The following is a 17,355-nucleotide window of genomic DNA, read 5'->3' as shown; positions in this document are numbered from 1 at the left end:
CTCATCCTTGCAAAAGGCGCAAATCACAAGCCGATCACTCACGCCGATGTGACAGGCAGACGAAAGCGCCTGTGTGAAGATGAAACAGCATGCAACCTGAGTTGACAATCTTGTGAGGAGTGAGGAGAGTGCCCGCCGGTCAGAGCCAGCATTTCCGGGGGGAATTTTATGTCCGTGCGCTCGTTTTTCGCTTTCGCGACAATCGCGTTTTCAACCATGGTCGTCTGCTTTCCCGCCGCCGCTGCGGAGACCAAGCGCGACATCCAGACGATCAAGGACGCCGATTTCTTCGGCTTCGATCTTCGCACCGAGCAGAATGTCTCGCTCGATCAGTGCAAGACCTCCTGCATCGGCGATAAGAGCTGCAAGGCCTTCACCTACAATCCCAAGGTGAAGTGGTGCTTCCTGAAATCCGATTTCAAGACGATGAACGCCTTCCCCGGCGCCATCGCCGGCAAGATCGTCGAGACATCAGCCCAGAAGGAGCAGGATCTCGGCGCTGCACCGCGCCTGACCTTCCTGACGAACGACCTCATCCAGCAAGCCCGCGACTTCAAGGACAATCTGGCGCTTTCCGACGACCAGCAGGGCCAGGGCACCGACAGCCTGACGGCCAATGCCCGCATCGACCTCACCGGCAACAATCTGGCCGATGCGCTGAAGTCCTTCCATGGCGCGCTGTCGATCACCCCCGACGACGCCGATCTGTGGCTCGAAACCGCCCGCGCCGCCGCTTCGCTCGGCACGGCCGAGAGCGGTACGAGCGGCCAGGCCGTGCTCGACGCGCTGAACGGCTACGAACTGACGCGCACCAAACCTAAGCGCGCCGAGGCGCTCGCCATCCTCGCCGACGCCCTGGACCGAAACGCCAATTACCGCCCGGCGCTCGACGCCTACAAGGCGAGCCTGGCGCTGGTTGCTTCCGAGGATGTGCAGGCGGCCTACCTGCAGCTGAAGTCGACGCAGGGCTTCCGCATCACCGAACACACGGTCGACGCCGACAGCGCCACGCCGCGCGCCTGCGTCACTTTCTCCGAGGCGCTCATCAAGACCACCGACTATACGCCCTTCGTGACGCTGAACGGTGCTGCGCCCAAGGCGCTCGAAACGAAGGACAAGCAGATCTGCGTCGAAGGGCTGACGCATGGCGAAACCTATAAACTCGGCTTCCGCACCGGCCTGCCGTCATCCGTCGACGAGGCGCTCGAAGCCCCGGTCAGCATCGACGTCTATATCAAGGACCGCAGCCAGATGGTGCGTTTCACCGGCGACAGCTTCGTGCTGCCCTCGACGGCGCGCCGCGGCATTCCGCTCGTCTCGGTCAACATGACCTCTGCCAACCTCAAGCTCTATCGCATCGGCGATCGCGCCATCGCGCCGCTCCTGACCAACTCGCAGTTCCTCACCCAGCTCGACGGCTACAGCGCCCAGAACATCGAGGATCAGAACGGCGAACTCATCTGGCAGGGTTCCATCGAAATCGCCAACGAACTCAACAAGGACATCGTCACCAGCTTCCCGGTCGATGAGGCGCTGCCCGAACGCAAGCCCGGCATCTACGTGATGACCGCAACCGGCCCGAACGGCCCGGCGCAGGAGTGGGATTCGCAGGCGACGCAATGGTTCCTCGTCTCCGATATCGGCATCACCACCTATGCCGGCACCGACGGGCTCAACGTCTTCACCCGTTCGCTCGCCTCGGCAAAGCCGATATCAGGCGTCGAGCTGCAGCTGCTTGCCAAGAACAATGAACTGCTCGGCACCGCGACGACCGACGAGAACGGCCGCGCCACCTTCACCGCCGGACTGATCCGCGGCACGGCGGCGCTGACGCCCGCCGTCATTACCGCAAAGAACGGCACGTCGGACTACGTTTTCCTCGACATGACGCGGGCAGGCTTCGATCTCTCCGACCGCGGCGTGACCGGCCGCGCCGCACCCGGCGCGATCGACGTCTTGACCTTCACCGAACGCGGCATCTATCGCGCCGGCGAAACGGTACATGCGCAAGCGCTCGCCCGCGACACCGATGGCAACGCCATCGAGAGCCTGCCGCTGACCTTCATCTTCAGCCGTCCCGACGGCGTCGAAGACCGGCGGATCGTCAGCCAGACCAGCAATCTCGGCGGTTACAGCGTCGATTTCCCCACCCAGGAAAACGCCATGCGCGGCACCTGGACGATGAACATCTATACCGATCCCAAGGGCAGTGCGATCGCCAGCAAGAGTTTCCTGGTCGACGATTTCGTGCCGGATCGCACCGACCTGGAGATCAAGACCGAGGCCAAGGAAATCGGCCCGGATATGCCGGCGACGATTGATATTTCCGGCAAATATCTCTATGGCGCCCCGGCCGCCGGCCTGACGCTCGAGGGCAGCGTCGTCGTCAAGCCGACACGCGAGAGCGCCGCCTATAAGGGCTTCTTCTTCGGCCTCGCCGACGAGGAGGCGAGCGAAGATTCGCGCCTGCCGATCGACGGCCTGCCGGAACTCGACGAGAACGGGCAAGCCTCGACCGATCTCACCGTCAGTGAGCTGCCGGCCACGACGCAGCTGCTCAACGCCACCGTCTATATCAGCATGCAGGAGGCGGGCGGCCGCGCCATCGAGCGTTCGCTGACCATTCCGGTGAAGAACCAGGGCGCTTCAATCGGCATCAAGCCGGAATTTTCCGACGATCTGCCTGAGAACGCCATCGCCAACTTCACGGTGATTGGCGTCAATGCCGACGGCGAGAGGCAGGAGACCAAGGGCCTGCGCTGGAAATTCTATAGCCTCAACCGCGAGTACCAATGGTATCGCGAGGGAACGGCATGGAAATACGAGCCGGTCTATACCGCCGAGCAGATCGCCAATGGCAACGTCGACGCGACGACGGACGGCGGCAAGATCTCCGTGCCGGTGAAATTGGGCCGCTATCGCCTCGAAGTCGAAAGCCCGGATGCCGACGGCCCGACCTCCAGTGTCGAATTCGACGCCGGCTGGTTCGTGGCCTCGACCTCGACCGAAACACCCGACGGGCTGGAAATCGCCCTCGACAAGGACAGCTACAAGATCGGCGACACCGCCAAGCTGAAAGTCACCTCGCGCTATGGCGGCGAGTTGATGGTCATGGCCGGAACCGAAAAGCTGGTTGCCGTGCAGAATGCGACGATGGGCGAGACCGGCGGCGAGGTCGACATTCCCGTCACCGCGGACTGGGGTGCCGGCGCTTATGTGACCGCCACGCTCTTCCGCCCCGGCGACGCCCAGGACAGCCATATGCCGATGCGTTCGATCGGCATCAAATGGCTGAAGGTCGATCCCGAGCAGCGGGCGCTGCAGGTCAAGCTCGACACGCCGGAAAAGATGCTGCCGCGCGGACCGTTGAACATCGGCCTGCAGGTGGCCGGCGCCGGCGCCAATGAGGATGCCTATGTCACGGTTGCCGCCGTCGATGTCGGCATTCTCAACCTGACGCGCTACGAACCGCCAAACCCGGAAGACTGGTATTTCGGCCAGCGGCAGCTCGGCCTTGAAATCCGCGACCTCTATGGCCGGCTGATCGACGGCTCGCTGGGTGCGACCGGCAAACTCAGGACCGGTGGCGACGGCGGTGCCATTGCGCTGCAGGCAAGCCCGCCGACGCAGAAGCTCGTCGCCTTCTTCTCCGGCCCGGTGAAGCTCGACGCCGAAGGCAAGGCCAATGTCTCCTTCGACATTCCCCAATTCAACGGCACGGCGCGCGTCATGGCGGTTGCCTGGTCGAAATCAGGTGTCGGCCACGGCGTCAAGGATGTCATCATCCGCGATCCGGTCGTCGTCACCGCTAGCCTGCCGAAATTCCTCGCCCCCGGCGACAAGGCCAATCTGCGCCTCGACATCGCCAATACCGATGCGCCGGCCGGCGACTACAAGCTGCAGCTGACCGGCAATGACGCGGTCGGCATCGACCAAGCTTCCGCCGCGCAGACGATCCGCCTGGAGACCGGCGCCAAATCCGAGCTGACGCTCTCGCTCATCGGCAAACAGCCGGGCGCCGGCAGCGTCTCGATCAACCTCTCCGACGCCTCCGGCCTTTCGCTCGACCAGACCGTCGACGTGCCGGTGCGCCCATCATCCCTGCCGATCACCGAACGCAGGGTGCTGGCGCTGAAGCCCGGGGCCAAGCTTACCGTCGACAAGAACCTGCTTGCCGACAGCGTGCTGCCCGGTGCTTCGATCAGCGTCAACGTCACCCGTTCGGCCGCCTTCGACATTCCGGCCCTGCTGATGACGCTCGACCGCTATCCCTTGGGCTGCGCCGAGCAGATCACCAGCCGGGCGCTGCCGCTGCTCTACCTCGCCGAAGTGGCGAAGCAGGCGGGCATCGAAAATGACGCCGATGTGCACAAGCGCGTCCAGGATGCAATCTACCGCGTGCTCTCCTACCAGGCCTCGGCCGGCAGTTTTGGGCTCTGGGGACCGGATTCGGGCGATGTCTGGCTCGATTCCTACGTCACCGATTTCCTGACGCGGGCCCGCGAAATGAAATACGATGTGCCGGAACGGGCCTTCGTGCAGGCGCTCGAAAACCTGCAGAACACGCTCTCCTACACCACCGACATCAAGGGCCAGGGCGACCAGATCGCCTATGCCATCTATGTCCTTGCCCGCAACAAGAAGGCGGCGATCAGCGATCTGCGTTATTATGCCGATACGATGATCAACGACTTCCCGACGCCGCTTGCCAAGGCGCATATCGCCGCTGCCCTGGCGCTCTATGGCGATGCCCAGCGTTCGAAGAACATCTTCCTCGACGCGCTGCAAATGTCCGAGCAGACGATGGTCTCGCGTGTAAACCTGTCGCGCACCGACTACGGCACCATCCTGCGCGATGGTGCGGCTATCCTGGCGCTCGCCGCCGAAAGCCGGCCGGTGCCGCCCGTCGTCCCGGAACTCGCCAAGGCCGTCGCCAAGGAATGGCAGCGCAGCAAATACAAGAGCACCCAGGAAGAAACCTGGATGCTGCTTGCCGCACGCGCCATCCAGGGCGGTGACGACGGGTTGAAGGTCGACGTCAACGGCGCCGCCCATACCGGCGCCTATATGGCCCGGATGACCGGCGATGCGCTCGCCGACCACCCGCTGACGCTCACCAACCAGACGAACGACGCGGTTTCGGCCGTCGTCACCACCGTTGCCGCCCCGACCGTGCCGCTGCCGGCCGGCGGCGACGGCTTCCTGATCGAGCGCAGCTATTACACGCTCGATGGCGAGGAGGCGAATGTCAGTGAAGCCAAGCAGAACGAGCGCTACGTCGTCGTCATCCATGTGCGCGAAAGCAATGACTGGCCGTCGCGCATTGTCATCACCGACCTTCTGCCGGCCGGCTTCGAGATCGACAATCCGAACCTCGTCGACAGCGCCCAGATGACGAATTTCGACTGGATCGGCGAGATCTCTGCTGCCCATACCGAATTCCGCTACGACCGCTTCGTCGCCGCCTTCAACCGCGCTCAGGGCGACGAGCGCGAATTCAACGTCGCCTATGTCGTGCGCGCCGTCACCCCCGGCACCTACGACCATCCGGCCGCAAGCGTCGAGGACATGTATCGGCCGGAGCTTTCGGCCCGCACGGCGACCGGCAAGATGGAGGTCGTGGCAGCACAACAATGAGGCTGTGGCACAAGTTTGCGATCGGGTCCGCCGCCGGCATCCTTCTTGCCGGCGCGGCTCTCCTCGCGCTCGATGCGGCCGACAAGGCTTTTCCGCCGCCGCTGGATAGAGCGGATGTGGTCTCCGCCGAGGTGCTCGATGCCGACGGGCAGTTGCTGCGCGCCTTCGCAACGAGGGAAGGCCGTTGGCGGCTGAAGACTGGAGTTGCCGACGTCGATCCGCAATTCCTGCGCATGCTGATTGCCTATGAGGACCAGCGTTTCTACCATCACGATGGCATCGACGCCTGGGCGCTCGGGCGGGCAGCCACGCAATTCGTCCGCAACGGCCGCATCGTTTCCGGCGCCTCGACGCTTTCGATGCAGGTGGCGCGGCTGATCGAGCCGCGGGCGGGACGCTCGCTTTCGGCAAAACTGCTGCAGCTCGCCCGTGCCGTGCAGATCGAGCGGCGGCTGTCGAAAGAGCAGATCCTCGATCTTTATCTCACCCATGCGCCCTATGGCGGCAATCTGGAGGGTGTACGCGCCGCAAGCCTTGCCTATTTCGGCAAGGAGCCCCGCCGCCTGACAGTTGCCGAGGCGGCCTTGCTCGTCGCCCTGCCGCAATTGCCCGAACGGCGTCGGCCGGACCGCAACCTGAAAGCGGCGCAAGAGGCGCGCAAGCGCGTGCTTGAGCGCGTCGCCGTGGCCGAAGCCGTCGGCGACGGCGAGGCGGAACGAGCAGAAGGTGTCGTTATTCCGCCGCGGCGCATGCAATTGCCGGCGCTCGCCGCCCATGTCGCTGAAGCCGCACTTCGCAAGGAGCCTGATGTCCTCAAGCACCAGACGACGCTGAAGAAGCAGGTGCAGCAGGGATTGGAATCGGTCGCCCGGGCAGCGGCGATGAAGCTCGGGCCAAAGCTTTCGCTCGCCATGGTGATGGCGGATGCGCAAACGGGCGCGATCGTCGGAGAGGTCGGCTCGGCCGATTATTTCGACGCCAGCCGCTCGGGCTGGATCGACATGACGCGCGTCAACCGCTCGCCGGGCTCGACACTGAAGCCCTTCATCTACGGCCTTGCCTTCGAGCAGGGCCTCGTCTCCCAGGAAACGATCATCGAGGACCGGCCGGCTGATTTCTTCGGCTACCGGCCACGCAATTTCGACATGAGCTATCAGGGCGACGTCACCGTGCGCGAGGCCTTGCAACTCTCCTTGAATGTGCCGGCGGTCAAGCTGCTCGACGCCGTCGGGCCGTCGCGGCTGCTGGTCCGCTTCCGCCGCGCCGAGGTGCGCCCGGTCCTGCCGCCGAACGAAACACCCGGACTGGCGATCGGTCTTGGCGGCATCGGCATCACGCTGAAGGATCTGGTGCAGCTCTATACCGCGCTTGCCAATCGCGGCCAGCCGGCAAGGCTCGGCGACGGCATCACCGGCGAACCGGGCAAGCTCGACGGCGAACCGCTTTTGGAGCCGGTCGCGGTCTGGAACGTCGCCGATATTCTCTCCGGCGTCATCCCCCCCGCCGGCGCGCCGCAACGCGGCATCGCCTACAAGACCGGCACCAGCTACGGTTATCGCGACGCCTGGTCGATCGGCTATGATGGGCGTTATGTGCTCGGCGTCTGGGTCGGACGGCCTGACAATAGCGCCGTGCCGGGACTGACCGGCTATGGCACCGCAGCACCCATCCTGTTTGAGGGTTTCGCCAAGTCCGGTATCGCGACGACGCCCTTGCCCCGCCCGCCGGCCGGCGCCGTGCGCATCGCCCAATCCGAGCTGCCGATCAGCCAGCGGCGTTTCGCCCTTAATGCCAACGGCCTGCTCGTCGCCTCCGGCCGCGAGGCCGCGCCTCAGATCGTCTATCCGCCCGAGGGCGCCCATATCGATCTCGGCGCCGGCGCAGGCGACTTGTCGCCGCTGATGCTGAAGCTGCAGGGCGGCCGCGCGCCCTTCCGCTGGCTTGCCAATGGCACCCCACTGCCCGACCTCTCCCGCCGGCGCACCCAGCAATGGCTGCCCGATGGCGGCGGTTACTCGAAACTGACCGTCATCGACTCGGCCGGACGCGCCGCAAGTGTGGGCGTTTTCATCGACTGAGGGAACAAAGGCCGGCCACAACCGTTGGGAACGATCTCTTTCCAACGTCAGCGGCCTCATGACACTCCCGACAGCGACCTACCGGATACAATTCCGCAACGGCATGACCTTCGATCGCGCTTGCGACCTCGTCCCCTACCTTAAGAAGCTCGGCATCAGCCATCTCTACGCCTCGCCGATCTTTACCGCCGCCAGCGGCTCCACCCACGGTTATGACGTCACCGACGCCAACGAGATCGACCCGGCGCTCGGCGGGCGCGCGGGATTTGACCGCCTGACGGAAAGCCTCGCCGCGGCGGGCATGGGGCTGATCCTCGACATCGTCCCGAACCACATGGCCGCTTCGCCGGAAAACGGCTGGTGGCGCGACGTGCTGGGATTTGGCCGACAGAGCGTCTATGCCGGCCACTTCGACGTCGACTGGAGCGAGCCGCTGACCCTGCCGCAGCTCGGCCAGGACTTCGAGCGGGCGCTCGCTGGTGACGAGCTGCGCGTTACCCTCGACGAAACGCATGGCAACTTCGCCTTCGGTTACTTCGAGACGCTGTTGCCGCTGAACCCCAGCTGTTACGGCACGATCGCAAATCGGCTCGACGATCCGGTGGCAACGAGAATGGCGGAGGCGGCGGCCGTCACCTCCGGCGAGAACTTCAACCGCGCCATGCACGACATCCTCTTCGAAGGCGGCGATCGCGCAGTCCTCCGGCAAAAGCTTGAGGAGGTCTCGTCCGATCGCGATTTTCTCAAAAGGCTGCATGACGAGCAGCATTGGCGGCTCACCCATTGGAAGGAAGCGGCGCGGCATCTGAGCTACCGCCGCTTTTTCGAGGTGACCGGACTGGTCGGCACCCGCGTCGAAAATCCCCCGGTGTTCGAGGACCTGCACCGGCTGACGATCGAGCTGGTTCGCCACGGCCAGGTGCAGGGCCTGCGCATCGACCATGTCGACGGCCTAGCCGAACCCAAAGCCTATCTCAAGCGGCTGCGGGAGGCCGTCGGACCGGATACCTATATCGTCGTGGAAAAGATCCTCGGCCTCGCCGAGGTCCTGCCGGACAGCTGGCCGGTCGCGGGCACCACCGGCTATGAATTCATCGCGGCGCTGAGCGAACTGTTCGTCGACGGCGGCGGCCTGCGCAGATTGGACGATGCCTATCGCAGCGTCGCAGGCGAGGTGGGTGATCTCGAGGCAGGCCGGCGGCTCGCCAAGCGCCTGATGGTGGAGCGCAATTTCGCCGGCGAGACCGGCCGGCTGGTGTCGATCGCCGCAGGCATCTTTCCCGAGATAAACAGCGACGAGATCGCCACGGCGCTTACCGAGCTGCTGATCGCCTTTCCCGTTTATCGCACCTATGGCGACGGCGGTCCGCTCACCTGGCAGGATTCCGCCGTCCTTGCCGCGACCGCGTCACAAGCCATGGTAAAGCTCGGTGATCGGCGCGCCCTCGATCATGTGCTCAAGCTTCTCGAAGGCAAGGTCGAGGGTGATGCCGCCCACGAATTCCGCATCCGCTTCCAGCAATTGAGCGGGCCGGTCATGGCGAAGGCGACGGAGGATACGCTGTTCTACCGCTATAACAGGCTGCTTGCCGCAAACGAGGTCGGCGGCGAACCCGGTAAGGCACCCGACGGTCCGGAGGGATTTCACCGTCGCATGGCCGAGCGGGCGCGGCTGCAGCCGCACGGGTTGTCGGCAACCGCCACCCACGACACCAAACGCGGCGAGGATGCCCGCGCCAGGCTCTATGCCTTAAGCGAGGGCGCCGATGTGTTCGTGCAGGCGGTGGAGCGCTGGCGTGAAATGAACCGGCCGTGGTTGAAGGATTTGCCGGATGGCGCGGCACCCGAGCCGAATATCGAATGGATGCTCTATCAGGCGCTGGCCGGCATCTGGCCGGAAGATTTCGACAGAGGACAGACGGAAGAGCTTCGCGAGCGCTTCACCGATTACGCGGTCAAGGCGGTGCGCGAGGCGAAACTCCATACCGATTGGGTGGAACAGGATGCCGCTTACGAAGATGCGGTCACGGCCTTTGCGGCGGCGCTGGTTTCACCCGAGAATGACGCCTTCCTCGAGGATTTTCAAAGGGTGCTGCAGCCCTTTATCGCAGCCGGTTACCTCAACAGCCTGTCGCAGACGCTCCTCAAGCTGACGGCGCCAGGCATTCCCGACATCTACCAGGGCACGGAGGGCTTCGATTTCAGTCTTGTCGATCCCGACAACCGACGCCTGGTCGATCATGCACGACTGACCGCCTGGCAGGCTGAGGCCGGACCGATCGCCAAGCTTCAGGCGGCGGCGTTGAAGCAGCGCATCGTCGGGATCGGCCTGCAGCTTCGCCAGCGGCACTCGGACCTCTTTATAAGAGGCGACTATCTGCCGCTGAAGGTGACGGGCAGCCGGCGCGATCATGTGCTGGCTTTTGCCCGGGTGCATGCCAGCGATTTCGCGATCGTCGCCGCACCGCGGCTGATGTTCGGCTGGCTCGATCCGGGCGTGCTGTTTGCCGGCCCGGAATTTTGGGAGGATACCGCGATCGCCATCCCCTCCCCTCTTCACGGACTGAAGGCCGATCTGGTGACTGGAAAGACGATCGAACCCGGCGGCAGCATTTCGGTCGCCGCCCTGCTCGGCAGCCAGCCGGTCGGGCTGATCAGCCCGATCTGAGGATCGGGTGATGCCTTTTGCGCAATAGAAGACGGCAGCGGCCTCTTAAAAAATCGACTCCCCAAAATTAGCCCTTGACCTTCCAGTTGCTGGAAGGTGGATAAGCCTCTCCAACTGCCCTCCGGCATAGGAGATGGATATGAATATCAAACACGACCACCATCACGGCCACGCCCATAGCGACGGTCACAACTGTTGCGGCCATGATCATCAAGAGAAGGCCGCCGAGATGGTGATCCGTGATCCCGTCTGCGGCATGACCGTCGATCCGCAGGCCGGCAAGCCTTCGTTCGATCATGTGGGCCGCCTTTATCATTTCTGCTCGGAGGGCTGCCGGACGAAGTTTACGGCTGCGCCGCAGGATTATCTGACCGCGAAAGACCCTGTCTGTGGCATGAATGTCGATCGGTCGACGGCGAAGCATTTTCTGAAAGTCGAGGGCGAGAAATTTTATTTCTGCTCGTCCGGCTGCCGGACAAAGTTCGAAGCCAATCCCTCAGCCTATCGCGACGGCAAACGCCCTCCGGCAAAGCCGGCGCCGAAAGGCACGCTTTATACCTGCCCGATGCATCCGGAGGTGGTCAGCGACCGCCCCGGCGACTGCCCGAAATGCGGTATGGCGCTGGAGCCGGCAGGCGTTCCGCCTGATGACGAAGGTCCGAATCCGGAACTTGTCGATTTCGTCAGACGGCTTTGGGTGAGCGCCATCCTTGCCGTGCCGCTGCTCGCCCTCGGCATGGGTCCGATGCTCGGCCTGCCGCTCCGGGAAACGATCGGCGAGCCGCAGGCGACCTATATCGAACTGATGCTGGCAACGCCGGTGGTGCTTTGGGCGGCCCTGCCGTTTTTCCGCCGCGCATGGGCCTCGCTCGTCAACCGCAGCCCGAACATGTGGACGCTGATCGGTCTCGGCGTCGGCACCGCCTATCTCTACAGCCTCGTCGCCACGCTTGCACCCGGCATCTTTCCGATGAGTTTCCACGGCCATGGCGCAGCGGTGCCCGTCTATTTCGAGGCAGCCGCCGTCATCGTCGCCCTCGTTTTCGTCGGCCAGGTGCTGGAACTGAAAGCACGCGAACGCACTGGCTCGGCGATCCGCGCTTTGCTCGACCTTGCGCCGAAGACGGCGCGGCGCATCGATGCCGATGGCGGCGAGAGCGACGTGCCGGTTGACGAGATCGAGACCGGCGACTGGCTGCGCGTTCGCCCGGGCGAACGTGTGCCGGTGGACGGGCCTGTCCTGGAGGGCCAGTCGACCGTCGACGAATCGATGATATCAGGCGAACCCTTGCCGATCGAGAAATCGAAAGGCGATGCGCTAACCGGCGGCACGATCAACAAAAACGGCTCTCTCGTCATGTCGGCCGAGAAAGTCGGCGCCGACATGGTCCTGTCGCGCATCGTCGACATGGTCGCCAAGGCGCAACGCTCGCGCGCGCCGATCCAGGGTGCTGTCGACCGGGTGTCGGCCTTCTTCGTGCCGGCGGTCGTTGCCGCGGCTATCCTTGCCTTTATCGTCTGGGCAGCAATCGGGCCGGAGCCAAGCCTGGCCAATGGCCTGCTTGCCGCCGTCGCTGTTCTGATTATCGCCTGCCCTTGCGCGCTCGGTCTTGCGACGCCGATGTCGATCATGATCGCGACGGGGCGCGGCGCAGGCGAAGGCGTGCTGATCAAGGACGCCGAAGCGCTGGAGCGTTTTTCCAAGGTCGATACGCTGATCGTCGACAAGACCGGTACACTGACTGAGGGAAAGCCGAAGCTTACCGACATCGTCGCCTTCGGCAGCGTCGACGAAAACCGGCTGCTGTCGCTGGCGGCGAGCCTGGAACGCGGCTCCGAGCATCCGCTGGCCGACGCGATCGTTTCCGGCGCCGAAGAGCGCGGCGTCCCTTTCATCGAGGTCACAGGTTTCGAGGCAAAGACCGGCAAGGGCGTTCAGGGTCTTGCCGGCGGCACGATGATCGCGCTCGGCAATGCAGCGATGCTCGCCGATCTCGGCATCGATCATTCTGCCCTTGCCGAGAAGACCGAAGTCCTGCGCGGCGAGGGCAAAACGGTGATGTTCGTCGTCTTCGACGGCGTGCTTGCCGGTCTCGTCGCCGTTGCCGACCGGATCAAGCCGACGACGGCCGCCGCCATCAAGGCGCTGCATGACAGCGGCCTGAAGATCATCATGGCGACGGGCGACAATGAGCGCACGGCGCGTGCGGTGGCAAAAAGCCTCGGCATCGACGAGGTTCGCGCCGATATGTTGCCGGAAGGCAAAAGCGCCCTGATCGACGAACTGCGCGCCAAAGGCGCGGTCATCGCCATGGCCGGCGACGGCGTCAATGACGCGCCGGCGCTTGCTGCCGCCGATGTCGGCATCGCCATGGGCACCGGCGCCGACGTTGCAATGGAAAGCGCCGGCATCACCCTGGTAAAGGGCGATCTCACCGGCATCGTCAGGGCGCGGCGGCTGGCGGTGGCGACGATGCGTAATATCCGCCAGAATCTCGGCTTCGCCTTCGGCTATAATGCGCTCGGCGTGCCGGTCGCAGCCGGCGTGCTCTACCCGATCTTCGGGCTGTTGCTGTCGCCGATGATCGCGGCAGCGGCGATGAGCCTCTCGTCCGTCTCGGTGATTGCAAATGCGCTGAGACTGCGCTTTGCAAAATTATAGGAGATGACGATGAATATCGGCGAAGCATCGGAACGATCAGGCCTGCCTTCGAAGACTATCCGCTACTACGAGGATATCGGCCTCATCCGCCCCGAAAGGGGCGGAAACGGTTACCGCGACTATGCCGCGACCGACGTTCACAAGCTGCGCTTCCTGCAGCGCTCGCGCGGTCTCGGCTTTTCCGTCGAGGAATGTCGTCAATTGCTGGCGCTCTACGAGGACAAAAGCCGGGCGAGTGCCGACGTCAAGGATATCGCTGAGAGCAAGCTTGCCGAGATCGACCGCAAAATCCGTGATCTCTCGGATCTGCGCCGCACGCTGGAGCAGCTCGTGCATGCCTGCCATGGCAATGAACGGCCGGACTGTCCGATCCTCGAAGGGCTTTCGGACGGCGGCTGACCTTTCGGAAGAAGCAGGCGCAGCGCTTCAGTAAAGCTGCGGCATGTTCTGGTTGGCCGCCTGCGCGGATTGAGCCCGCTCGTCGGGCTCCTCGTCTTCGCCGTCATCCAGCACGCCGTCATCCAACCGATGCTTGATCGCAAGCGCATAGATCACGTCGAGAATATTGCGGTCCCTGAGATGAGGATCGATCAGGGCGAGAAGCGACGCCCGGACGATCTTCTTGCTGGTAGCGTTTGGACAACGCGCCTTGACGAAATCATAGAGCGCCTGATCCGACAGCCCTTCCATGGCGCCGTCTACGAGAGCTTCGTAGACCCGCTTCTTTTCCTTCATTCTTGATTTTCCCCTGCAAATCAGTGGCATCATGATCTGTCATGTAATTGTCATAAACAATCGCGGATTTGAGACGCCTGTGCGCCGGAGAAGGAAAGTTTGACGATTATCCGGCAACGGCCATCGGCCCTGATCATTTTTTGACTCCGCCGGGAATAAAATTCGTCACGCTAACGTATACTCAATCATGGAACGCAAAGAACGCCCCTTCGACGTCATCGGACAGCTTGCCGCGCTCAGGCGCTACGCACGCTCGCTGGTGCGCAATTCGGACGAGGCGGAGGATCTGGTGCATGATGCGCTGGTGCGGGCGCTGGAGAAGAAGAAAAGCTTCCGCAGCGGCGGCAACCTGCGCACCTGGCTGCTCTCCATCCTGCACAATGCTCATATCGACCGTCTGCGCCAGAACCGGTCGCTGACGCGCCGCCACGACGAGGCGGCTGTCGAAGCCGAGCAGTCGCTGCCGGCCGGCCAGGAACATGCCGTACGCCTGCAGCAGGTCCGCAACGCCTTCTTCAACCTGCCGGAGGAGCAGCGCGAGGCCCTGCATCTCGTTGCGATCGAGGACTTGTCCTACCAGGAAGCCGCCAATGCGCTCGGCATTCCGGTGGGGACGCTGATGTCGCGCATCTCCCGCGCCCGTGCGCAACTGCGCGAATTCGAGGAGAAGACGCCGCGTGTTTCGCATCTGAGAATCATCGGAGGGGACGGCAATGAAAGCAATTGATCCGATCCTCGATGCCGATCTCGACGCCTATGTGGATGGCGAGCTCGATGTCGCCCGCCGCATCCAGGTAGAATCCTATCTTTCCGACCACCCGGCGATTGCCGCCAAGGTCATGGCCGACCTCAGCGTCAAGGGCGAGCTGCGCTTGGCGCTTGCCGGCGAAAGTGCCTTCGGCCGCCCCGAGACCCGCGATGCCGCCCGCCGGCTGGAACGAGGTCTTTCCTATGGCCGCATCGTTCATTCCATGCAGCGCATTGCCGCTGTCGGTATTCTGGTGACCGCCGGCTGGGTGGCGCACAATTCCTTCGGCGCTTTCTCGGCAACCGAGGTATCGGCCTCCGTTCCCGCGCCCGCCTATGTCGAGGATGCTGTGCGCGCCTATCAGACCGCGGCACTGCGCCAATCGATGCCTGCGCAGACGCCCGCAACCTATAGCGCTGACGATATTCGCGCCGCCACCGCGATCGTGATGCCTGAACTGCCGAAGGACTGGAAGGTCGCCGACGTGCAGATCTTCCCGTCCGAATTCGGCCCCAGCGTCGAGATGGCGATCGAGCAGTCGGATGGAAAACGGTTATCGCTTTTCGCCGTCCGTCCTGGCGCCTTCGAGGTCAAGCCGGTCAGTCATCTCGCACTGGAAAAAGCAGAAGCCGCCTATTGGCAGATCGGCGAGGTCGCCTATGCGCTGATTGCCGACGAAAGCGGTCTCAATCTCGATCAGGCGGCCGAACGGCTCGCCCGCTCGCTCTATTAGTTCAAACCGAGGAGATCAGCATGAACCCGATCAATCCCCGCTACGGTGCCGTGGCCGGCACCCAGGCCGTCTTCGACGAAGGCCTGCGCCAGCATATGCTGCGCGTCTACAATTACATGTCTCTCGGCCTCGTCATAACCGGCCTCGTCGCCTTCGTCGTCGGCTCGACGCCGGCTCTTTACGTGCCGATCTTCGGCTCGCCGCTGAAGTGGGTGGTGATGCTGGGACCGCTCGCTTTCGTGTTCTTCTTCTCGTTCCGCATCCAAACGATGTCGGCCAGCACCGCGCAGATCACCTTCTGGGCCTTCTGCGCCGTGATGGGCCTGTCGCTCGCCTCCGTCTTCCTGGTGTTCACCGGGATGAGCATTGCGCGGACCTTCTTCATCACCGCCACGATGTTCGGCGCCACCAGCCTTTACGGCTATGCGACCAAGCGTGACCTGTCGCGCATGGGCTCGTTCCTGATGATGGGCCTGTTCGGCGTTATCATCGCCAGCGTCGTCAACATATTCCTGGGGTCGAGCGCGCTGCAGTTCGCCATCTCGGTGATCGGTATCGTCGTCTTCGTCGGCCTCACCGCCTACGACACGCAGAATATCAAGGAACAATATTCGGAAAACTTCGATCAGGAATCGAACCAGAAGCTTGCCGTCTTCGGCGCACTCTCGCTCTACCTGAACTTCGTCAACATCTTCCAGCTTCTGCTCAACTTCACGGGCGAGCGGGAATAGGGATCGCGCTTCTGGGGGCAAAGGAAGCGCAAGAACGCCCGGTCTGCACTCTGTGACAGGATGGCAGACCGGGTGTTCACTCAAAAAAAAGGCCGGGTCACTCCGGCCGTTCTTATTTTCAGATGATACCCCAAGCGCGGTAGCGGCCGCGGCCGGTAATTTCGCGAATGCCGATCTCGTTGACGAGGTTCAGCGCGCCGCGTGGCGTGATGCGCAGATGGCGGGCAACCATCGCCGCCGAGACCATTGGCCGCGACAGGATGAAGTCGGCAAGATCCGGCAGGCTGCTGTTCGAACGGCGGCCGCGAAAGCGCAGCTCCATCTGTGTGCGGGCAAGCGACAACCGGTCAAGTTCCTTCAGCCCGGCCGCAGCACCGAGATGCATCGCCTCCAGGAAGGCCTGCAGCCGCGTGGCCCGGTCGCGCGCCCGGCGCCGTTCATGGCGCACCAGCTTCAGCCCACCGTAAAAGGAGAAGAGATGTGAGGTGACCTTGCCGCGGGCGCGCAGATGGCTGGCGACCAGAAGACCGCCGAGCCAGTGCTGACGCCGCAATGGCTCTATCCTTTCCCAGGCTTCGAAAAGGATGATGGCGCCGAGAACCGGCGGCAAGCTATCGGCCAATGGCTGTACGCTCCGCCACTCCGCAAGCCGCTGTTCCTCGTCCCACTCGTCATCACCCAGCAAGCCGAGAGGATCGTCATTGCGCCTCGCCGGTGCGGCGGCGGCCGTCTCGCTTGCCGGCGCTTTGCCTGTGTGGATGTCGAGCAGCTTCTGCGAGCGGGCAAGAAGAGCATCGATCTCGGCCAGCTCGGCGGCGAGCGGCTCGTCCTCATCGCCGCCTTCTTCCTCCGTCTCGAGCGGAACGGCAAGGCTGTTTACCTCCGGCACTTTCCCCTCCCCTTCCCCGAGCGTCGCGGTCAGCGTCGCAAGTCCCGCAGCTCCCAGCGCCCAGGCCGGTTCGCCGGTCCATATGCGCCGGCGGGCCCGCAGCACCGAGTGAGCGATCGTCAGCTCGTGGCTGGGTGCCCGGCTATCCATATGCGCATCGTGCAAAACCAGATCCTCGACATGCACGAGTTCGCCGGCCACCCAGAGCGCGCCGGCGGCATCGAAGAAATGGCTGCGTTCGGCAAAGCCCTCACCGACCGGCGCGCGCAACACCCGCTCGTCCAGGCGTGCCACCGTGTCCTCGGCCGCAGCAAGGGACGGAAGCAGGGTTTGAAGCATTACACCGTCGATATCGTAGCGCATTGTTAAGCTTTACGGTTTTTCACAAATGGAAGCAAAAGCTATGTTTCCTTCCGCCATCTATGTCATGGTTAACGGCACTTTTCAACAAAAGCCAGTAGGAAAGCGGTCGAG

The 17,355-nt window shown here is 63.5% G+C and carries 10 protein-coding genes; 8 read left to right on the top strand and 2 right to left on the bottom strand.

Features of this window, described 5'->3' with window-relative positions:
* Window positions 1-168: 168 nt before the first annotated feature.
* From RCCGE510_RS06175 to cueR, 5 genes are all read left to right on the top strand, one after another.
* A complete protein-coding gene (locus tag RCCGE510_RS06175; protein ID WP_007628200.1) occupies window positions 169-5,637 on the top strand; it encodes an alpha-2-macroglobulin family protein in 5,469 nt (1,822 codons plus the stop codon).
* Window positions 5,634-7,715: a penicillin-binding protein 1C gene (gene pbpC, locus RCCGE510_RS06170; protein ID WP_007628198.1), complete on the top strand. Its 2,082-nt coding sequence runs from the start codon at window positions 5,634-5,636 to the stop codon at window positions 7,713-7,715. The genes RCCGE510_RS06175 and pbpC overlap by 4 nt, the downstream gene beginning before the upstream one ends.
* A 58-nt stretch (window positions 7,716-7,773) precedes the next feature.
* On the top strand, window positions 7,774-10,383 hold the full coding sequence (gene treY, locus RCCGE510_RS06165) for a malto-oligosyltrehalose synthase (protein ID WP_007628197.1): 2,610 nt from the start codon (window positions 7,774-7,776) through the stop codon (window positions 10,381-10,383).
* A gap of 133 nt (window positions 10,384-10,516) precedes the next feature.
* Window positions 10,517-13,045 (top strand): heavy metal translocating P-type ATPase, encoded by a 2,529-nt coding sequence (locus tag RCCGE510_RS06160; protein ID WP_192815282.1) that lies wholly within the window; start codon window positions 10,517-10,519, stop codon window positions 13,043-13,045.
* 9 nt (window positions 13,046-13,054) lie between these two features.
* On the top strand, window positions 13,055-13,444 hold the full coding sequence (gene cueR / locus RCCGE510_RS06155; RefSeq protein WP_007628192.1) for a Cu(I)-responsive transcriptional regulator: 390 nt from the start codon (window positions 13,055-13,057) through the stop codon (window positions 13,442-13,444).
* 27 nt (window positions 13,445-13,471) lie between these two features.
* On the opposite strand, the gene RCCGE510_RS06150 is transcribed toward cueR, so the two are convergent.
* The gene (locus RCCGE510_RS06150) at window positions 13,472-13,780 is read right to left on the bottom strand and encodes a hypothetical protein (RefSeq protein WP_007628190.1); all 309 of its coding nucleotides are present in this window, start codon (window positions 13,778-13,780) and stop codon (window positions 13,472-13,474) included.
* 187 nt (window positions 13,781-13,967) lie between these two features.
* On the opposite strand from RCCGE510_RS06150, the gene RCCGE510_RS06145 reads away from it, so the two are divergent.
* Genes RCCGE510_RS06145 through RCCGE510_RS06135 form a run of 3 tightly spaced genes read left to right on the top strand, consistent with a single transcriptional unit; the run spans window position 13,968 to window position 15,992 of the window.
* A complete protein-coding gene (locus RCCGE510_RS06145) occupies window positions 13,968-14,507 on the top strand; it encodes a sigma-70 family RNA polymerase sigma factor (protein WP_007628185.1) in 540 nt (179 codons plus the stop codon).
* Window positions 14,494-15,261, top strand: coding sequence for an anti-sigma factor (locus RCCGE510_RS06140; RefSeq protein ID WP_007628184.1), 768 nt, complete (start codon window positions 14,494-14,496; stop codon window positions 15,259-15,261). The genes RCCGE510_RS06145 and RCCGE510_RS06140 overlap by 14 nt, the downstream gene beginning before the upstream one ends.
* Before the next feature lie 20 nt (window positions 15,262-15,281).
* On the top strand, window positions 15,282-15,992 hold the full coding sequence (locus RCCGE510_RS06135; protein ID WP_007628183.1) for a Bax inhibitor-1/YccA family protein: 711 nt from the start codon (window positions 15,282-15,284) through the stop codon (window positions 15,990-15,992).
* A 118-nt stretch (window positions 15,993-16,110) separates the two neighbouring features.
* Here the strand turns inward: RCCGE510_RS06135 and RCCGE510_RS06130 are convergent, their stop codons facing one another.
* Window positions 16,111-17,244 carry an RHE_PE00001 family protein gene (locus RCCGE510_RS06130; protein WP_007628182.1) on the bottom strand — a complete coding sequence of 378 codons (1,134 nt, stop codon included), beginning with the start codon at window positions 17,242-17,244 and terminating at the stop codon, window positions 16,111-16,113.
* Window positions 17,245-17,355: the final 111 nt, after the last annotated feature.

Source organism: Rhizobium sp. CCGE 510 (genome assembly GCF_000292525.1).
GTDB lineage: Bacteria > Pseudomonadota > Alphaproteobacteria > Rhizobiales > Rhizobiaceae > Rhizobium.
Note: the sequence above shows the minus strand (reverse complement) of the source record. Positions and strands in the feature narration are given on the sequence as shown.